Source organism: Aquitalea sp. FG25 (assembly GCF_057809375.1).
In genome coordinates this window covers 66,730-82,810 of sequence record NZ_JBMDJV010000025.1, presented here as the reverse complement: position 1 = coordinate 82,810, position 16,081 = coordinate 66,730, and the positions used below count along the sequence as shown (strand labels likewise).

Here is a 16,081-nt window from a genome sequence, read left to right as displayed (position 1 = left end):
CTGACGTGATCATTCACAATCTGTTGAAAGTTCAACAGTTTATGCGTCTAACATGTAGCGGACAAGATGAAATAGCATCCTTAGGTATTTGTACGAAGGCACCTTGTTGCGCCTGGGTAGACTGCCAACAAAACCGTCATCACGCATCCATGCATCAGGATCGTCCAGCTTTTGCTGTTGCAGAGATTGCCTGCAGTCTGGATCAGGGGTTCATGCGCACGGTGGTCCTTGAGCTGCCGCATCGTAGGTGTAAAGGTGGGCCTCGCGTCAGTTTCTCCCTTGCCGGTTAACCTGGTGGGCTAGGTTGACGTTTATCTTGGCTGCACGCTTGACCCGCCCTTGATTGAAATACGATAATTGCCAGTTTTTTCAACTGCTTAGTCATCATTTTTGCTGGATGTCCCGCCTGTGTGCCTGACGGCTGCCATCTTGCTGAAATAGAGGCACTTTTTGTGGTGTTCTCGCGATGAAAACAGGCAAGTATGGTCGAAATGAATAGTCATCAGCTTACCGCCAGTCCCACTGCAAGCCCCGCTACATCAGGGTTGCGTGCTTCATTGCCTTCTCGCCGCTTGTCCATCGCCCCGATGCTGGACTGGACCGACCGCCATTACCGCTACTTTGCCCGGCAAATCACCCGCCACACCTGGCTGTACACCGAAATGGTCACCACCGGTGCGCTGCTGTATGGCGATGTGGAACGGCATTTGCGCTTTGACGAGGCCGAACACCCGGTGGCCTTGCAATTGGGCGGCTCCGAACCATCCGAGCTGGCGCAGTGTGCGCGGCTGGCGCAGCAGTGGGGCTATGACGAGGTGAACCTCAATGTGGGTTGTCCGTCCGAACGGGTGCAGAAGGGGGCCTTCGGGGCCTGCCTGATGGCTGAGCCACAGTTGGTGGCGGACTGCGTCAAGGCCATGCGCGATGTGGTGGATATCGATGTTACCGTCAAGCACCGCATCGGCATTGATCAGATCGAGCATTACGACTACCTGGCTGGTTTTGTTGATCAGGTGGCCGCTGCCGGTTGCACCACCTTTATCGTACATGCGCGCAATGCCATCCTTAAGGGCCTCAGTCCCAAGGAAAACCGCGAAATCCCGCCGCTGAAATACGACTACGTCTACCGCCTGAAACAGGAAAGACCGGAACTGGAAATCCTGATCAATGGCGGGGTAAAAACCAATGCCGAGATTGCCGAACACCTGCGCCATGTCGATGGCGTGATGGTGGGGCGCGAGGCCTATCACAATCCCTGGCTGATGGCCGAGTGGGATGCTGCTTTCTATGGCGACGACAGTACTGCCGTCAGCCGCCAGCAGGTGGTGGACGCCATGTTGCCTTATATCCGTGCCCGTCTGGCTGAGGGCCATAAGCTGCGTAATATTGCCCGCCATATACTGGGCTTGTTCCAGGGCATGCCGGGCGCACGCCAGTGGCGGCGCATGCTGTCCGATGCCAAGCTGCTGGATGGTGCCGACGAGGGCCTGCTGTTGCAGGCATTGGCGGCCATGCCGTCGCGCGTGTCCGACACCGAATAATCCGTGCTGACAGCAGGGTGGACGCGGCATGTGCTGCCGCTTACCCTGCGGTTCTGCTCTGTACGCAACAGGATAAATCCACATGTTTGACAAACTGGTTCTCGCCAGCAATAACGCTGGCAAGCTGCGTGAGTTTTCCGCCCTGCTGGCGCCGTTGGGCGTCACTGTTATTCCACAAGGCCAGCTGAATGTGCCGGAATGCCCGGAGCCGCATTACACCTTTCTGGAAAATGCGCTGGAAAAAGCCCGTCATGCCAGCCATGTCACCGGCCTGCCCGCCTTGGCTGACGATTCTGGCATCTGCGTGGAAGCACTGGGCGGCAAGCCGGGTGTGCTGTCGGCGCGTTATGCCGGTGAGCCCAAATCAGACGAGCGCAACAACGCCAAGCTGATCGAAAAACTGCAAGGCAAGGACAATCGCCGCGCCTGGTATTACTGCGTGCTGGTGCTGGTGCGCCATGCCGACGATCCGCAACCGCTGGTGGCCGATGGCATGTGGCTGGGCGAAGTGCAGGATACCGCAGCAGGCGAGGGCGGCTTTGGCTACGACCCCTACTTCTACCTGCCGGAATTCGGCTGCACCGTGGCGCAGTTGGCGGCTGAGGACAAAAACCGGGTCAGCCATCGCGGTAAGGCCATGCAGGCCATGCTGGCCAAACTGCGTGAGCTGGCATGAGCGTGATTGACCTGTCCGGGCTGAAGGGCGGCCTGCGCGAACTGCCGCCGCTGTCGCTGTATATCCATTTCCCCTGGTGCGTGCGCAAATGCCCGTACTGCGATTTCAACTCGCACGAGCTGAAAAACAGCAGCGGCCAGACTGTGCAGTGGAATCCGCAAGCTGGCGTTGCCAGCGGCGGTTTCGACGAAATGGCCTATGTGGAAACCCTGCTGCGCGATCTGGAATACAGCCTGCCCGCCATCTGGGGCCGCAGCGTCAGCACCATCTTCATGGGCGGCGGCACGCCCAGCCTGTTTTCCGCCCAGGCCATGGACACGCTGCTGGCGGGCATTCGCGCCCGGCTGCGCTTGTCGCCGGAAGCGGAAATCACCATGGAAGCCAACCCCGGCACCTTCGAGGCGGAAAAATTCCGTGGCTACCGCGAGGCCGGCATCAACCGCCTGTCCATCGGCATCCAAAGTTTCAATCCGCAGCACTTGCAAGTGCTGGGGCGGATTCATGATGGCGATGAAGCACGCCGCGCCATCGACATTGCGCTGTCCTGCTTCGACAACGTCAATCTCGACCTGATGTATGCCTTGCCCGGCCAGACACTGGAACAGGCGCTGCAGGATATCGACACCGCCTTGTCGCATGGCATCACCCATCTGTCGGCTTATCACCTGACGATTGAACCGAACACGCTGTACGCTGTACGCACGCCGCAGAACCTGCCGGATGATGAAGTGTCAGCCGACATGCAGGACGCCATCGAGGCCCGCTTGGCCGCTGCCGGTTTCGAACATTATGAAACCTCAGCCTTTGCCCGGCCCGGCAAACGCAGCCGCCATAACGTCAATTACTGGCAGTTTGGTGACTACCTGGGCATTGGTGCCGGCGCGCACGGCAAGATCAGCAGCCACGAGGGCATTGTGCGCGAAATGCGCCACAAGCAACCGGCGGCCTATATCCAGGCGGTGGCCGATGGCCAGCCGGTGCAAAGCAGCCGCAAGGTGAAGCGTGATGAATTGCCGTTTGAATTCATGATGAATCTGCTGCGCCTGACCGGCGGCTTTGAAACGCGCCTGTTCACCGAGCGTACCGGTTTGCCTGTATCCTGTATCCGCAATGAATTGCAGCAGGCCATCCAGCAAGGATTGCTGGCGCAAGATGCCACCACTATTCGCCCCACTTTGCAGGGGCAACGTTTTCTCAATGACCTGTTAACCCTGTTTCTTGGGGACGGAGATCAGTAAATGACCAAAGAAATCATCCACACTGCAGATGCACCGGCCGCTATCGGCGCTTACTCCCAGGCCGTGAAGGCTGGCAACACCGTTTACCTGTCCGGCCAGATTCCGCTGGACCCGGCCACCATGACCGTGGTGGAAGGCGGCTTTGCCGCTGAAACCCATCAGGTGTTCAAAAACCTGAAAGCCGTGTGCGAAGCCGCCGGCGGCAGCCTGGACCAGATCGTCAAGCTCAATGCCTACCTGACTGATCTGTCCAATTTCGCCACCTTCAACGAAATCATGGGCCAGTATTTCAGCCAACCTTACCCGGCACGTGCTGCCGTGGGTGTGGCCAGCCTGCCCAAGGGCGTGCAAGTGGAAGCGGAAGCGGTACTGTTCCTGGGCTGATTTTTCGCCCGCTTACCGCAGAAACAGGCGATCTTGATCGCCTGTTTTTTATTGTGTGCATCATCCTGACTAATGGCGCAGCAGCCAGTACCGGGGGAATCGGCTTTCATCTGGAGTCCGAATCCTTGTGCTGGAGCCCTGACCATGTACCGCCTTCTTTCCCTGCTGCTCTGGCTACCGCTGTCGACTGTGCTGCAGGCTGCCGTATTCAAATGTATCAGTCCCTCCGGTCAGCACAGTTATCAGGACCATCCCTGCCCGGCAGATCATGTGACCCATACCCTGGAACGCGGCTATTTCAGCCAGATCAGCCGCGAGCCTTACCAGCGGGAAGCGGTCAAACTACAGAAAGGGCAGCCCGCTGGGCAGGATTGGCAGTTGCAGCGGGAGCAGCGTAAAACACAGCAGTTGCGTCAGCGCCAGCTGCAGCAGGCGCTGAAAACCTGCAAACAGCTGCGTAGTCGCCAGCACAAGCTGCTAGGGCAGCTACAGCACCGTCGTTCTGCGCTGCAAACACAGCGTTTACAGGAGCAGCTTGCCAGCCAGCAGCTGGCCTTGCAGGATGCTGGCTGTATTCCATGATGCGAGATGACCATGCCCAGCCATGCTTTTGAAATCGTCAATGTGTTTGCCGAGACCACCTTTGGTGGCAATCCACTGGCGGTATTTACCGATGCATACAGCTTGTCGGATGCATCCATGCAAGCACTGGCCCGGCAGATGAACCTGTCAGAAACGGTTTTTGTCTTGCCCTCAAGCCAGGCCAATGCACGTTTGCGCATTTTTACGCCCGCCCTAGAGCTGCCATTTGCTGGCCATCCCACCCTGGGGGCTGCCGCAGTGCTGTATCGCCAACAGGGGTTTAACGATGCCTTTACACTGGAAACAAACGCTGGGTGATTTCCATTGCGCATCAGGATGGCCTGTTTACCTTGCAAGCCAAGCCGGCGCGCGAGCGCGATGCCATGCTGGCCATTGACGCGGCAGCAGCCATGCTGGGTTTGCCCGCCGACGCCATTGCAGCCGCCCCCAGCTGGCTGGATACCGGCAGTGAGCAACTGTTAATCCAGGCAGCCAGCCGGGAGGCGGTTCTGGCTGCGCAGCCAGTGCCGGCCTTGTTGGCCCGTGACGCCTGCCTGCGACCGGGCCGTAGTGTCGCCTATCTGTGGCATGAGGCTGACAATCTGGCTACGGTGCGCTTGTTTTTTGTGCAAGGAGGCGCGGTGCTGGAAGACCCAGGCACCGGCTCTGCCTGCGCTAACCTTGGTGGCTGGTGCACTCTGCATCAGCGTTACCCCCTGCAGTGGAGAGTGGAGCAAGGGGCGGTGTTACAGCGGCCAAATGTATTGCACTTGACGGTGGATGAGCAGCGTCGTATTTATGTCGGCGGTTGCGTCATTCCTGTGGCGCGTGGTGAATTTGTCTTGTGAACCGGAGCCATGCTTGACGGTTAGCCAGCCCCTTGGCATCCTAGAGCCACAGCTCCAAACTAGCGTTTCAAAAAAGACAGACAACACGAGGAAAACATCATGAGCACATTGTGGAAAGCCGCTGTCGTGGCCCTGGGGTTCACCGCACTTTCGCATGTAGCACTGGCGGATAGCCCGATCGGCAGCTGGAGAACCATTGATGACGATACCAAGCAGGCCAAGGCCGTGGTACAGATTGCCGAAGGTGCCAATGGCGAGCTGTCCGGCAAAATCGTCAAGCTGTACCAGAACCCGGATGTGGTGTGCGAAGCTTGCGATGGTGAACGCAAAGGCAAGCCGGTAAATGGCATGACCATTTTGTGGGGCCTGAAAAAAGATGGCGATACCTGGGCCAACGGCAAGATTCTGGATCCGCACAATGGCAAGGTATACAGCGCCAAGATGAAAGTGGTGGATGGTGGTAAGAAGCTGGAAGTGCGCGGCTTCCTGGGGGTTTCGCTGCTGGGTCGCACCCAGGTGTGGGAACGCCAGTAAAGCTTAATCGATAGATGCGGAACAGGGCGGCATGCCGGCAAGGGCGCGCCGCCCTGTTTTTTGGGTACAATCCATGCTGATGACCCAAGCCAATGACCTCGCCAACCAGCCACTTAGCGTGGCCCCCGCTCTGGCCAAGAAGCTGGACAAACTCGGCCTGCGCCGTCGTTTTGATCTGGTCCTGCACCTGCCGCTGCGTTACGAAGACGAAACCCATCTTTACCCCATCGCTGCCGCGCCATATGGCCAACCCGTTTTGGTGGAAGGGCGGGTCATCAGTCACGACGTACAGTTTCGGCCACGCAAGCAGTTGATGGTGCGCATCGAGGATGCCAGCGGTGTGTTGGTATTACGCTTCATTCATTTTTACCCCAGTCAGCTCAAGCAATTTGCCGATGGTGCGCTCATTCGCGCCATGGGTGAGATCCGTCGTGGTTTTCATGGCGATGAAATGGTGCATCCCAAAACCCGCGAAGTCGTAGAAGGCAGCCCGCTGGCGGAAAGCCTGACCCCGGTCTATCCAACAGTTAACGGTGTCACCCAGCCGATGCTGCGCAAGCTGATCCACAACGAACTCAAGCTCCTGCCTCTGCCAGAGACCCTACCGGAGTCGGTGATTGGACACCTCCGGTTGCAGAGTTTTGCCGATGCGGTGCGCCTGTTGCATTCTCCGCCGCCCGAATATTCCGCCAGCCAGTTGTCCGAGCCGGGCTTACCAGCATGGCAGCGGCTCAAGTTTGATGAGTTGATGGCGCAGCAACTTTCCATGCGCCTGGCCTACCGTGCACGCCGCCAGGGGCAGGCCGCAGCAATCCGGGGCAGTGGCAAGCTCAGGCAGGCGCTGTTTGCGCAGCTGCCGTTTAAACTGACCCAGGCGCAACAAAAAGTGCTGGAAGAAATCAATGCTGACCTGGCACAGGCACACCCCATGCACCGGCTGTTGCAGGGCGATGTCGGCAGCGGCAAGACGGTGGTGGCTGCGCTGGCTGCCTTGACCGCCATTGAAGCAGGCTTCCAGGTTGCCCTGATGGCACCGACCGAAATCCTGGCCGAGCAGCATTACCGCAAGCTGTCCGGCTGGCTTGCGCCGCTGGGGCTGACTGTCAGTTGGCTGTCTGGCAGCCTGCGAAAAAAACAAAAGGAACAAGCGCTGGAACAAATGGCCAGTGGAGCTGCACAGCTTGCTGTCGGCACTCACGCGCTGTTTCAGGATGGTGTCAGTTTTTCCCGGCTGGGGCTGGTGATTGTGGATGAACAGCACCGCTTTGGCGTGGGCCAGCGCTTGGCACTCAAACAGAAAGGGCAGGAGCCGCATCAGTTGATGATGTCGGCCACGCCGATTCCCCGCACGCTGGCGATGAGCTTTTATGCCGATCTGGATGTCTCGGTGATTGACGAATTGCCACCCGGGCGTACACCAGTGGTCACCAAGCTGATCAACAGCAGCCGGCGCGAAGAGGTGATCGATTACGTACACAAAACCTGTAGCGAAGGCCAGCAAGTGTACTGGGTATGTCCGCTGATTGAAGAGTCGGAAACGCTGCAGTTGCAGACTGCGGTAGACACCCACCGCGTACTGGCCGCCCAGCTGGCGCAGTGGAAGGTGGGGCTAGTGCATGGCCGGATGAAGCCGGACGAAAAAGCCGCCGTGATGGCTGCGTTTACCAGCCGGGAGCTGCATGTGCTGGTTGCCACCACCGTCATCGAGGTGGGCGTGGACGTACCCAATGCCAGCTTGATGGTGATTGAACATGCCGAGCGCATGGGCCTGTCACAGTTGCACCAGTTGCGCGGGCGAGTAGGGCGCGGAACGGCACGCAGTGTCTGCATGCTGCTATTCGAAAGCCCCTTGTCGGATGTGGCTAAGGCACGCTTGAAAGTGATTTATGAAAATGTAGATGGTTTCGAGATTGCGCGGCAGGATTTGCTGATTCGTGGCCCCGGTGAATTTCTGGGTGCGCGGCAAAGCGGGGTGCCCATGCTGCGCTTTGCCAATCTTGAAGACGACATCGCATTGCTGGAAGCTGCGCGGGAACTGGCCCCGGAAATCCTGTTGCGCTGGCCCGAAGCTGTGGATGCGCATCTGGAGCGCTGGCTGTCCGGGCGGGAGCAGTTTCTCAAGGCTTGAGCCTGTATCCTGGGCTGCTGCCAGGCAGTGGTAACGCTGCTCGCTTGAATCGGGGGACGACTCTTGTGTGCCTGGTGCAGCGGCAAGCAGCAAAAAAAAAGCGCCTCAGTCCGTGAGGATTGAGGCGTCAAAGGATTGCTGCAAACAACAAAGGAGAAACCATGATTAAGCGTGTTTATATTAGCAAATAATAAAATAACGAATCAATGGTGTTGTTGCCGCTGTTTGATCCTGATCAAACTTCACCGGCCATGATGCCCATCATAGAAAAAGCCGCCCTAGGGCGGCTTTTGTCAGCAAGCAACTACGGACAGCTTTACTTCAGCCAGTTGCTGGCCAGGTAATACAGGCTGCCAGCCAGCAGCATGGCCACCGGCATGGTAAATAGCCAGGCCAGCAGGATGGAGCGTACGGTAGACCATTGCAGGCCGGCTTTGTCAGCCACCATGGTGCCTGCTACGCCGCTGGACAACACATGGGTGGTGGAAACCGGCAGGCCAAACTGGCTGGCAAGGCCAATGGATACGGCTGCGGTAAGCTGTGCCGACATGCCCTGCGCGTAGGTCATGTCTTTCTTGCCAATGCCTTCACCAACGGTTTTTACCACGCGACGCCAGCCGATCATGGTGCCTCCACCCAGCGCCAGCGCCACGGCAATAATCACCCAAGTCGGGGCATATTCGGTGGTGACGGTCAGATCCTTGCGCAGATTGCTCAGCAACTGCTTGTCGTCAGCACTGAGGTTGGGCAGGGAGCCGGCCTTCTTGGCGGCATCATCCAAGCAAAGCAGATCGGTACGCACATCCCAACGCTTGTTGTCCGGCAGATTGCGATAGGTGCTGCCATCGCCCAGCGCACTGATCAGGTTATCAGCGGTGCGCAGGGTATCGCGGGGGCGACAGTCATGCATATTGCTGTCTGCAGCTACCGGCTTGAACATGGTGTCCAGTGCGGTCTGGTGGCGGTTGTAGAACTGTTGCAAGTGCAGGGCTGCATCGCGCGTGCGCTCGATCTGGTAAGGCGTGCTGTCCAGATTGAGTACATATTTGGCCGGCACGATGCCGATCAGCACCAGCATGATCAAGCCGACACCCTTCTGGCCGTCATTGGAACCGTGGGAGAAGCTGACCCCCATGGAGCTGACGATCAGCATGAAGCGCATCCAGAACGGCGGGTGCTTGCGGCCTTCCACCTGCTGTCGCTGGAAAGGTGTCTTGTGCATATTGCTTTGCGGGCGCGAACGGCGCAGTACCATCACTAACAGACCGGAAAGCAGGGCGCCAACCAGGGGCGAACACAGCAAGGACAGACCAACATCAACGGCTTTGGCCCAGTTGACGCCTTGGGCCAGCGGTGTGCCGTTGATCAGGCAATTGGCCAGGCCAACACCCAGGATGGCGCCGATCAGCGTATGTGAGCTGGATGCCGGCAAACCGAAATACCAAGTGCCCAGATTCCAGGCAATCGCAGCGGTCAGCAGGGCAAACACCATGGCCATGCCGCGTGCGGTATTGACCGAAACCAGCAGGTCAACCGGCAGCAGGTGAACGATGGCGTAGGCAACGGCAAGACCGCCAGTCAGCACGCCAAGAAAATTAAACATGCCGGAGGCAAAAACCGCCAGCCGTGGCTTCATCGACTGGGTGTAAATGACGGTGGCAACTGCGTTAGCCGTATCGTGAAAACCGTTGATGAACTCGAAGGCCAGGACAAAGCCCAGCGACAGAACCAGGGTGATGGCCACATGCGTGTCCAGCCCTGCGAAGAGGTCCAGCATGATCATGAAAATCGTGTAAAGGAAAGCCGGGATTGTTGTGTCCAGACCTGCAGGCGTCAAGTAAATGAGACAAAAAAAACAGCGCTTGTCGCTTTCACGCTGCGTAAAGTGGACTGTCCTTGACAGGCAAGGTATTTGCTCGCTTTTTTCAGGCAGTTATACAAAAAATCTGCCTGCATCCAGCTGCGGGAGTATGCGGGATGATCAATGCAAAATCCCCCTGCTTGCATGGTGCGAGCAGGGGGATATCTGCACAGAAATCAGCCGAATTTACCGGTGATGTAGTCTTCGGTCGCCTTTTGCTTGGGGGCGGTGAAAATATTGTCGGTTTCACCAAATTCCACCAGCTCACCCAGATACATGTAAGCCGTAAAGTCAGACACCCGCGCAGCCTGCTGCATGTTGTGCGTGACGATGGCGATGGTGTAGTCCTCTTTCAGTTCATGAATGAGTTCTTCGATGTGCGCCGTGGAAATCGGGTCCAGCGCCGAGGTCGGTTCATCCAGCAGCAATACTTCCGGGCGAGAGGCCACGGCGCGGGCTATGCACAGGCGCTGTTGCTGACCGCCGGATAGCGAATTGCCGGACTGCTTCAGCTTGTCCTTTACCTCATCCCACAGCGCCGCCTTGCGCAGCGCCCATTCCACGCGATCATCCATTTCCGTCTTGGACAGCTTTTCGTACAGCTTCACGCCGAAGGTGATGTTGTCGTAGATGGACATCGGAAATGGCGTCGGCTTCTGGAACACCATGCCGACCTTGGCGCGCAGCAGATTGATATCCACATCGCGGCCCAGGATGTTATGGCCATCGAGCAGGATTTCACCTTCCGAGCGCAAGCCTGGGTACAGCTCGTACATGCGGTTGAAAGTGCGCAGCAGCGTGGATTTGCCACAACCGGACGGGCCGATGAAGGCCGTCACCATGCGCGGAGCAATTTCCAGATTGATGTTTTTCAATGCGTGGAAGTTGCCGTAAAAAAAGTTCAGATTCTTGACCTGAAGCTTGACGTTGTTATCAGCCATAGTCGTCATGCCTTAATGCGATTGGGTTTTCTGGCTGCCCATCCAGCGGGCAAGGATGTTAAGCGTCAACACGCTCAGGGTAATCAGCAGGGCACCTGTCCAGGCCAGGGTGTGCCAGTCTTCGTACGGGCTCATGGCAAACTGGAAAATCACAATGGGCAGGTTGGCCATCGGCTGGTTCATGTTGTTGTTGAAGAACTGATTATTCAAGGCGGTGAACAGCAAGGGCGCGGTTTCGCCGGAAATGCGTGCCACCGCCAGCAGGATGCCAGTCAGCACGCCAGCCTTGGCCGAGCGCAGTGTCACAAACAGGGTGATTTTCCATTGCGGCGAACCTAGCGCTGCGGCAGCTTCACGCAGGGTGTTGGGGACCAGCCGCAGCATGTTTTCGGTGGTGCGCACCACCACCGGGATCACCAGCAGGGCGAGGGCAAGAGAGCCGGCCCAGCCAGAAAAATGCCCCACGCTGACAACATAGACTTCATAGACAAACAGGCCGATCACGATGGACGGTGCCGACAACAGGATGTCATTGATGAAGCGGGTGGTGGGTGCCAGCCAGCCACGCTGACCGAACTCCGCCAGATAGATGCCGGCCAGAATCCCGATTGGCGTACCGATTGCGGTACCGAAAACGGTCATCATCAGGCTGCCGTAAATGGCATTGGCAAGGCCGCCCTGACTGCCTGGCGGCGGCGTGCTCTGGGTGAATGCCTGCAGGTTGAGACCCGACAGGCCGTGCTGCAGCAGGGTAAACAGAATCCATAGCAGCCAGAACAGACCAAAGGCCATGGTAAGGGTGGATGCCCCCATATTGAAGGCATTGACCAGACGACGACGGCGGTAGATGGATGTATTCATGATGCTGCTGCTTTCGCTGCGGCCCTGCAGTTTCACAGGTTCGCTGATGGTGCTGTTGGTCATGATAATGGTGCCTTGTCAGGATGCCTTGCCTTCCTGTTTTTGCAAACGCAGCAACAGGAGTTTGGCGCAGGCCAGTACGACGAAGGTGATGAAAAACAGGATCAGGCCCAGCTCGATCAGGGAGGCCATGTGGAATTCTCCGGTAGCTTCGGCAAATTCGTTGGCCAGGGCGGATGAAATCGACTGGCCAGGCTCGAACAGGCCTACGGCAAAACGGGAAGAATTACCAATCACAAAGGTCACCGCCATGGTTTCGCCCAGTGCGCGGCCAAGGCCCAGCATGATACCGCCCACTACGCCGGTCTTGGTGTAGGGCAGCACCACATAGCGCACGACTTCCCATGTCGTGGAGCCCAGGCCGTAAGCCGACTCCTTGAGCATGGTGGGCACCACTTCAAACACATCACGCATGACCGAGGCGATAAAGGGAATCACCATCACGGCCAGAATCAGGCCGGCGGTAAATACGCCAATGCCCATCGGGGCTCCCTGAAACAGCAGGCCGATCAGCGGAATGTCTCCCAGATTGTCAATCAGCAACGGCTGCACGTGATCCGCAAACAGCGGGGCAAACACAAACAGGCCCCACATGCCGTAAATGATGGACGGAATCCCTGCCAGCAGTTCCACGGCAATCCCCAGCGGCCGCTTGAGCACGTTAGGGCAAAGCTCGGTCAGGAAGACGGCAATGCCAAAGCTGACCGGTACGCCAATCAGCAAGGCAATCACCGACGTTGCCAGGGTGCCGAATACCGGAACCAGGGCACCGAATTTCTGCGCTACCGGATCCCAGTCGCTGTCGATCAGAAAGCTCCAGCCAAATTTGCTCAGGCTAGGCATGGCCCCAATGATCAACGAAATCAGAATGCCAACCAGCAAGGCCAGTACCAGAAAGGCAAAGCAACGCGTGGCTATTCTGAACAGATTGTCTAGCAGCAGTTGCCGCTGCATTTGCTGGTTATTGCTGAACTTTTCCATGAGGGATACTCGGTCGCGTCTCAGACAAAAAGCCGGGGTGGTAAACCCCGGCCTTGTAGCTACAGCAACTGACACGGTGCTTGTGTGCACTGCCATGTACTGTAGCCAAGCTGCTATCAATTCAGAACCGGCTTGCCGCTGGCATCAGTAATCTGCTTCCAGCTGGTGCGAATGACAGCCTTGACGTTGTCCGGCATCGGGATGTAATCCAGATCCAGCGCAGTCTTGTCGCCATTCTTGTAAGCCCAGTCAAAGAACTTCAGTACTTCGGTGCCTTGTGCCGGCTTGTCCTGCTTCTTGTGCATCAGGATAAAGGTGGCACCAGCAATAGGCCAGCTGTCTTTACCCGGCTGGTTAGTAAGCAGCAGGTAGAAGCCCGGAGCCTTCTTCCAGTCGGCATTGGCTGCAGCAGCACGGAAAGACTTGTCGCTAGGCGCTACAAAGTTGCCCGCTTCATTTTTCAAACCACCATAAGCCAGTTTATTCTGCTTGGCGTAGGCATACTCGACATAGCCGATGGAACCCTTGATGCGGGTTACGTAGTTGGCCACGCCTTCGTTACCCTTGCCACCCACACCGGTCGGCCAGTTTACAGCAGTGTTGGAGCCAACTTTGCTAGCCCACTCGCTGGAAACCTTGGAAAGATAATTGGTGAAAATAAAAGTTGTACCAGAACCATCAGAGCGGCGTACCACGGTGATTTTCTGATCCGGCAGCTTCACGCCCGGGTTCAGGCTGGCAATGGCCGGGTCATTCCACTTGGAAACCTTGCCCATGAAGATCTCGGAGAGCAAAGGGCCGGTGAACTTCACTTGGCCGGCTGCGATGCCCGGAACGTTCAACACCGGTACCACGCCGCCCAGTACGGTCGGGAACTGGGTCAGACCGGATTTTTCCAGTTCTTCCGGCTTCAGCGGCATGTCGGAAGCGCCAAAATCAACAGTCTTGGACTGGATCTGCTTGATGCCACCACCAGAGCCGATGGACTGGTAGTTCATATTGTTATTGGTTGTTGTCTTGTAGGAAGTGGCCCACTTCGCATACAGGGGATAGGGGAAGGTAGCGCCGGCACCGGTAATATCGGCGGCCATGGCGGCACCAGCAACGAAGCCGGCGGACAAGGCCAGCGAGGCGACCAGACGTACAGACTGTTTCATGCTTGCTCCTGAGTATTGGGGTAAGGGCCTGCTTAAGTGTTGAGGCGCATCCTATCCCTCCTACTTTTCAGAAATATTACAAGTCGTCGAAAAGCCGTATGCGAAGTTTTGACACCATCGAGAGTGGGGTATAATCCGCAGCTCTTATATGGAGACGACCCAACATGGCTGGCAAGTTGATTATCGGCAACTGGAAGATGAATACCCGCGCACAAAGTGCCCAATCCCTGGTGGCGGCATTGCTGGCCGATCCGGTCTGCAACCAGCCCTGGGTCGGTGTCGCTGTGCCTGCTGTTTATCTGGCCGCGCTGGGAGCGCAGCTGTCAGCACAGGCATTGCAACTGTCTGCGCAGGATGTCAGCAGCTTTGCCGACGACGGTGCTTTTACCGGCGAGGTCTCGGCAGCCATGCTGCGTGATGTGGGTTGCCGTTATGCGCTGGTTGGGCATTCGGAGCGTCGGCAGTATTTTGGTGAAAGCAATCCGGCATTGTTGGCCAAGATGAATAATGCCATGGCCGCAGGCCTGGTGCCGGTGCTGTGTGTTGGCGAAACGCTGGCTGAGCGCGAAGCCGGACAGTATCTGGACGTCATTTTCAGCCAGCTGGCCATCCTGGCGGAAGTGAACGCGGGTGAGTACGTCATCGCCTATGAGCCGGTATGGGCAATTGGTACCGGCAAGGTTGCTTCGCTGGAACAGATTGCCGAGATTCACACCGCAATCAAAACGTGGTGCTTGCAAAATGCCAAGCCCTCCGCTAATATTCGCGTCCTCTACGGCGGCAGTGTAAAGGCAGAGAATGCCGAGTCAATCCTGAAGACAGAAAATGTCGATGGAGCCCTTGTTGGTGGGGCATCTCTGGACGCCGGATCCTTCAGGATGATTTGCCAGGCCGCAGGAAAATTGATATAGTATGGAACTTATTAAGACGCTTATTTGGGTTGTAAACCTCCTTTCCGCCGCGACGATTATCGTCCTTGTTCTCATGCAGCATGGCAAGGGTGCGGATATGGGTGCAGCTTTCGGTAGCGGCGCTTCCGGAAGCCTGTTCGGTGCGTCTGGTTCTGCGAATTTTTTGAGTAGAACCACTGCAATCGCAGCGGTTGTATTCTTCTCCACAAGTCTCACCCTTGTTTATCTGTCGGGGGGCGGAAAAACAGATCTGGGTGTGATGGGTGGTAAGGTTGAGCAAGTTGCGCCGCAAATCCCGGTCGGGGCAACCACTGGCAAAGCTTCGGGCACGACATCAAAAATTCCGGAGTGACAGTAAAGTTATATAGTGCCGACATGGTGAAATTGGTAGACACGCTATCTTGAGGGGGTAGTGGCCGTAGGCTGTGTGAGTTCGAGTCTCACTGTCGGCACCACCATTCAAAAATAGGCCACCGGGATTCCGGTGGCCTATTTTATTTGGAGCCAAGGAGGGTAATTCCTCCTTTTTTTGGGGGTGTTCGGGAAATGCTGCAAAATTATTTTCCCATTCTGTTGTTTGTCATCGTCGGTTTGTTGGTCGGCGTAGGTCCTATTGTTCTTGGCAAGGTCCTCGCACCCAATCGTCCCGACCCTGAGAAACTCTCTCCTTATGAGTGCGGATTCGAGGCCTTCGAAGACGCACGCATGAAGTTTGACGTTCGCTACTACCTCATCGCCATTCTGTTCATCCTGTTCGATCTGGAAATTGCATTTCTGTTTCCCTGGGCTGTGGTCCTGAAAGAGCTTGGTGCCTATGGCTTTGGCGTAATGGTGGAGTTCCTGGCGGTGCTTACGCTGGGCTTCGTCTACATGTGGAAAAAGGGAGCGCTGGAATGGGAGTAGAAGGTATTCTGGAAAAAGGCTTCGTTACCACGACAGCCGACAAGCTCATCAACTACACCCGGACCGGTTCGCTGTGGCCCATGACCTTTGGCTTGGCCTGCTGTGCGGTGGAGATGATGCATGCCGGTGCCGCGCGTTACGACCTGGACCGTTTCGGCATCGTTTTCCGTCCCAGTCCCCGTCAGTCTGACCTGATGATCGTGGCTGGTACGCTGTGCAACAAGATGGCACCAGCGCTGCGCAAGGTGTATGACCAGATGGCGGAACCGCGCTGGGTCATCTCCATGGGTTCCTGTGCTAACGGTGGTGGCTATTACCACTACTCCTATTCTGTCGTCCGTGGCTGTGACCGCATCGTGCCGGTCGATGTCTATGTGCCGGGCTGTCCGCCGACTGCCGAAGCACTGCTGTATGGCATCATTCAGCTGCAGAACAAGATCAAACGCACCTCTACCATCGCCCGATAAGGTAAGCA

19 protein-coding genes and 1 tRNA gene are annotated in these 16,081 nt (G+C 57.1%); 15 read left to right on the top strand and 5 right to left on the bottom strand.

Annotated features, from left to right (window positions below):
• The 10 genes from ACODR9_RS19645 to recG all read left to right on the top strand — a co-directional run.
• Positions 1-290, top strand: a 290-nt coding sequence (locus tag ACODR9_RS19645) for a hypothetical protein (protein WP_488811513.1), incomplete at its 5' end; no start/stop codon positions are given.
• Between the two features lie 201 nt (positions 291-491).
• Complete coding sequence (gene dusA, locus ACODR9_RS19640) at positions 492-1,541, top strand: tRNA dihydrouridine(20/20a) synthase DusA (RefSeq protein WP_488811511.1); 1,050 nt, start codon at positions 492-494, stop codon at positions 1,539-1,541.
• Positions 1,542-1,623: 82 nt separating this feature from the next.
• Complete coding sequence (rdgB, locus tag ACODR9_RS19635; RefSeq protein WP_488811509.1) at positions 1,624-2,217, top strand: RdgB/HAM1 family non-canonical purine NTP pyrophosphatase; 594 nt, start codon at positions 1,624-1,626, stop codon at positions 2,215-2,217.
• A complete protein-coding gene (gene hemW, locus ACODR9_RS19630) occupies positions 2,214-3,455 on the top strand; it encodes a radical SAM family heme chaperone HemW (protein WP_488811507.1) in 1,242 nt (413 codons plus the stop codon). Before rdgB ends, hemW begins: the two co-directional genes overlap by 4 nt.
• The gene (locus ACODR9_RS19625) at positions 3,456-3,839 is read left to right on the top strand and encodes a RidA family protein (RefSeq protein WP_089083823.1); all 384 of its coding nucleotides are present in this window, start codon (positions 3,456-3,458) and stop codon (positions 3,837-3,839) included. It abuts the gene before it with no gap.
• 144 nt (positions 3,840-3,983) lie between these two features.
• A complete protein-coding gene (locus ACODR9_RS19620) occupies positions 3,984-4,421 on the top strand; it encodes a hypothetical protein (RefSeq protein ID WP_488811505.1) in 438 nt (145 codons plus the stop codon).
• A gap of 12 nt (positions 4,422-4,433) precedes the next feature.
• Entirely contained in the window at positions 4,434-4,739 is a 306-nt protein-coding gene (locus tag ACODR9_RS19615) for a PhzF family phenazine biosynthesis protein (protein WP_488811503.1), read from the top strand.
• On the top strand, positions 4,736-5,269 hold the full coding sequence (locus ACODR9_RS19610) for a PhzF family phenazine biosynthesis protein (protein WP_488811501.1): 534 nt from the start codon (positions 4,736-4,738) through the stop codon (positions 5,267-5,269). Before ACODR9_RS19615 ends, ACODR9_RS19610 begins: the two co-directional genes overlap by 4 nt.
• A gap of 99 nt (positions 5,270-5,368) precedes the next feature.
• Positions 5,369-5,803 (top strand): DUF2147 domain-containing protein, encoded by a 435-nt coding sequence (locus ACODR9_RS19605; protein ID WP_488811499.1) that lies wholly within the window; start codon positions 5,369-5,371, stop codon positions 5,801-5,803.
• Positions 5,804-5,882: 79 nt separating this feature from the next.
• Entirely contained in the window at positions 5,883-7,931 is a 2,049-nt protein-coding gene (recG, locus tag ACODR9_RS19600; RefSeq protein ID WP_488811519.1) for an ATP-dependent DNA helicase RecG, read from the top strand.
• Between the two features lie 316 nt (positions 7,932-8,247).
• Here recG and ACODR9_RS19595 read toward each other — a convergent pair whose 3' ends face one another.
• From ACODR9_RS19595 to pstS, 5 genes are all read right to left on the bottom strand, one after another.
• Positions 8,248-9,708 carry an inorganic phosphate transporter gene (locus ACODR9_RS19595; RefSeq protein WP_488811497.1) on the bottom strand — a complete coding sequence of 487 codons (1,461 nt, stop codon included), beginning with the start codon at positions 9,706-9,708 and terminating at the stop codon, positions 8,248-8,250.
• A gap of 260 nt (positions 9,709-9,968) precedes the next feature.
• Entirely contained in the window at positions 9,969-10,733 is a 765-nt protein-coding gene (gene pstB, locus ACODR9_RS19590) for a phosphate ABC transporter ATP-binding protein PstB (RefSeq protein ID WP_089083819.1), read from the bottom strand.
• 12 nt (positions 10,734-10,745) lie between these two features.
• On the bottom strand, positions 10,746-11,594 hold the full coding sequence (gene pstA / locus ACODR9_RS19585) for a phosphate ABC transporter permease PstA (protein ID WP_488811517.1): 849 nt from the start codon (positions 11,592-11,594) through the stop codon (positions 10,746-10,748).
• 78 nt (positions 11,595-11,672) lie between these two features.
• Positions 11,673-12,635 carry a phosphate ABC transporter permease subunit PstC gene (pstC, locus tag ACODR9_RS19580; protein ID WP_488811495.1) on the bottom strand — a complete coding sequence of 321 codons (963 nt, stop codon included), beginning with the start codon at positions 12,633-12,635 and terminating at the stop codon, positions 11,673-11,675.
• Positions 12,636-12,751: 116 nt separating this feature from the next.
• Positions 12,752-13,792: a phosphate ABC transporter substrate-binding protein PstS gene (pstS, locus tag ACODR9_RS19575; protein ID WP_488811493.1), complete on the bottom strand. Its 1,041-nt coding sequence runs from the start codon at positions 13,790-13,792 to the stop codon at positions 12,752-12,754.
• Between the two features lie 164 nt (positions 13,793-13,956).
• On the opposite strand from pstS, the gene tpiA reads away from it, so the two are divergent.
• From tpiA to ACODR9_RS19550, 5 genes are all read left to right on the top strand, one after another.
• Positions 13,957-14,703, top strand: a complete 747-nt coding sequence (gene tpiA, locus ACODR9_RS19570) for a triose-phosphate isomerase (RefSeq protein ID WP_488811491.1) — start codon at positions 13,957-13,959, stop codon at positions 14,701-14,703.
• A gap of 1 nt (position 14,704) precedes the next feature.
• Positions 14,705-15,055, top strand: coding sequence for a preprotein translocase subunit SecG (gene secG, locus ACODR9_RS19565; RefSeq protein WP_488811489.1), 351 nt, complete (start codon positions 14,705-14,707; stop codon positions 15,053-15,055).
• 17 nt (positions 15,056-15,072) lie between these two features.
• A tRNA-Leu gene (locus ACODR9_RS19560) sits at positions 15,073-15,158 on the top strand.
• Positions 15,159-15,249: 91 nt separating this feature from the next.
• Positions 15,250-15,606: an NADH-quinone oxidoreductase subunit A gene (locus ACODR9_RS19555; protein ID WP_045847652.1), complete on the top strand. Its 357-nt coding sequence runs from the start codon at positions 15,250-15,252 to the stop codon at positions 15,604-15,606.
• Positions 15,597-16,073 (top strand): NuoB/complex I 20 kDa subunit family protein, encoded by a 477-nt coding sequence (locus ACODR9_RS19550; protein ID WP_045847651.1) that lies wholly within the window; start codon positions 15,597-15,599, stop codon positions 16,071-16,073. The genes ACODR9_RS19555 and ACODR9_RS19550 overlap by 10 nt, the downstream gene beginning before the upstream one ends.
• The last annotated feature ends 8 nt before the right edge of the window (positions 16,074-16,081 follow it).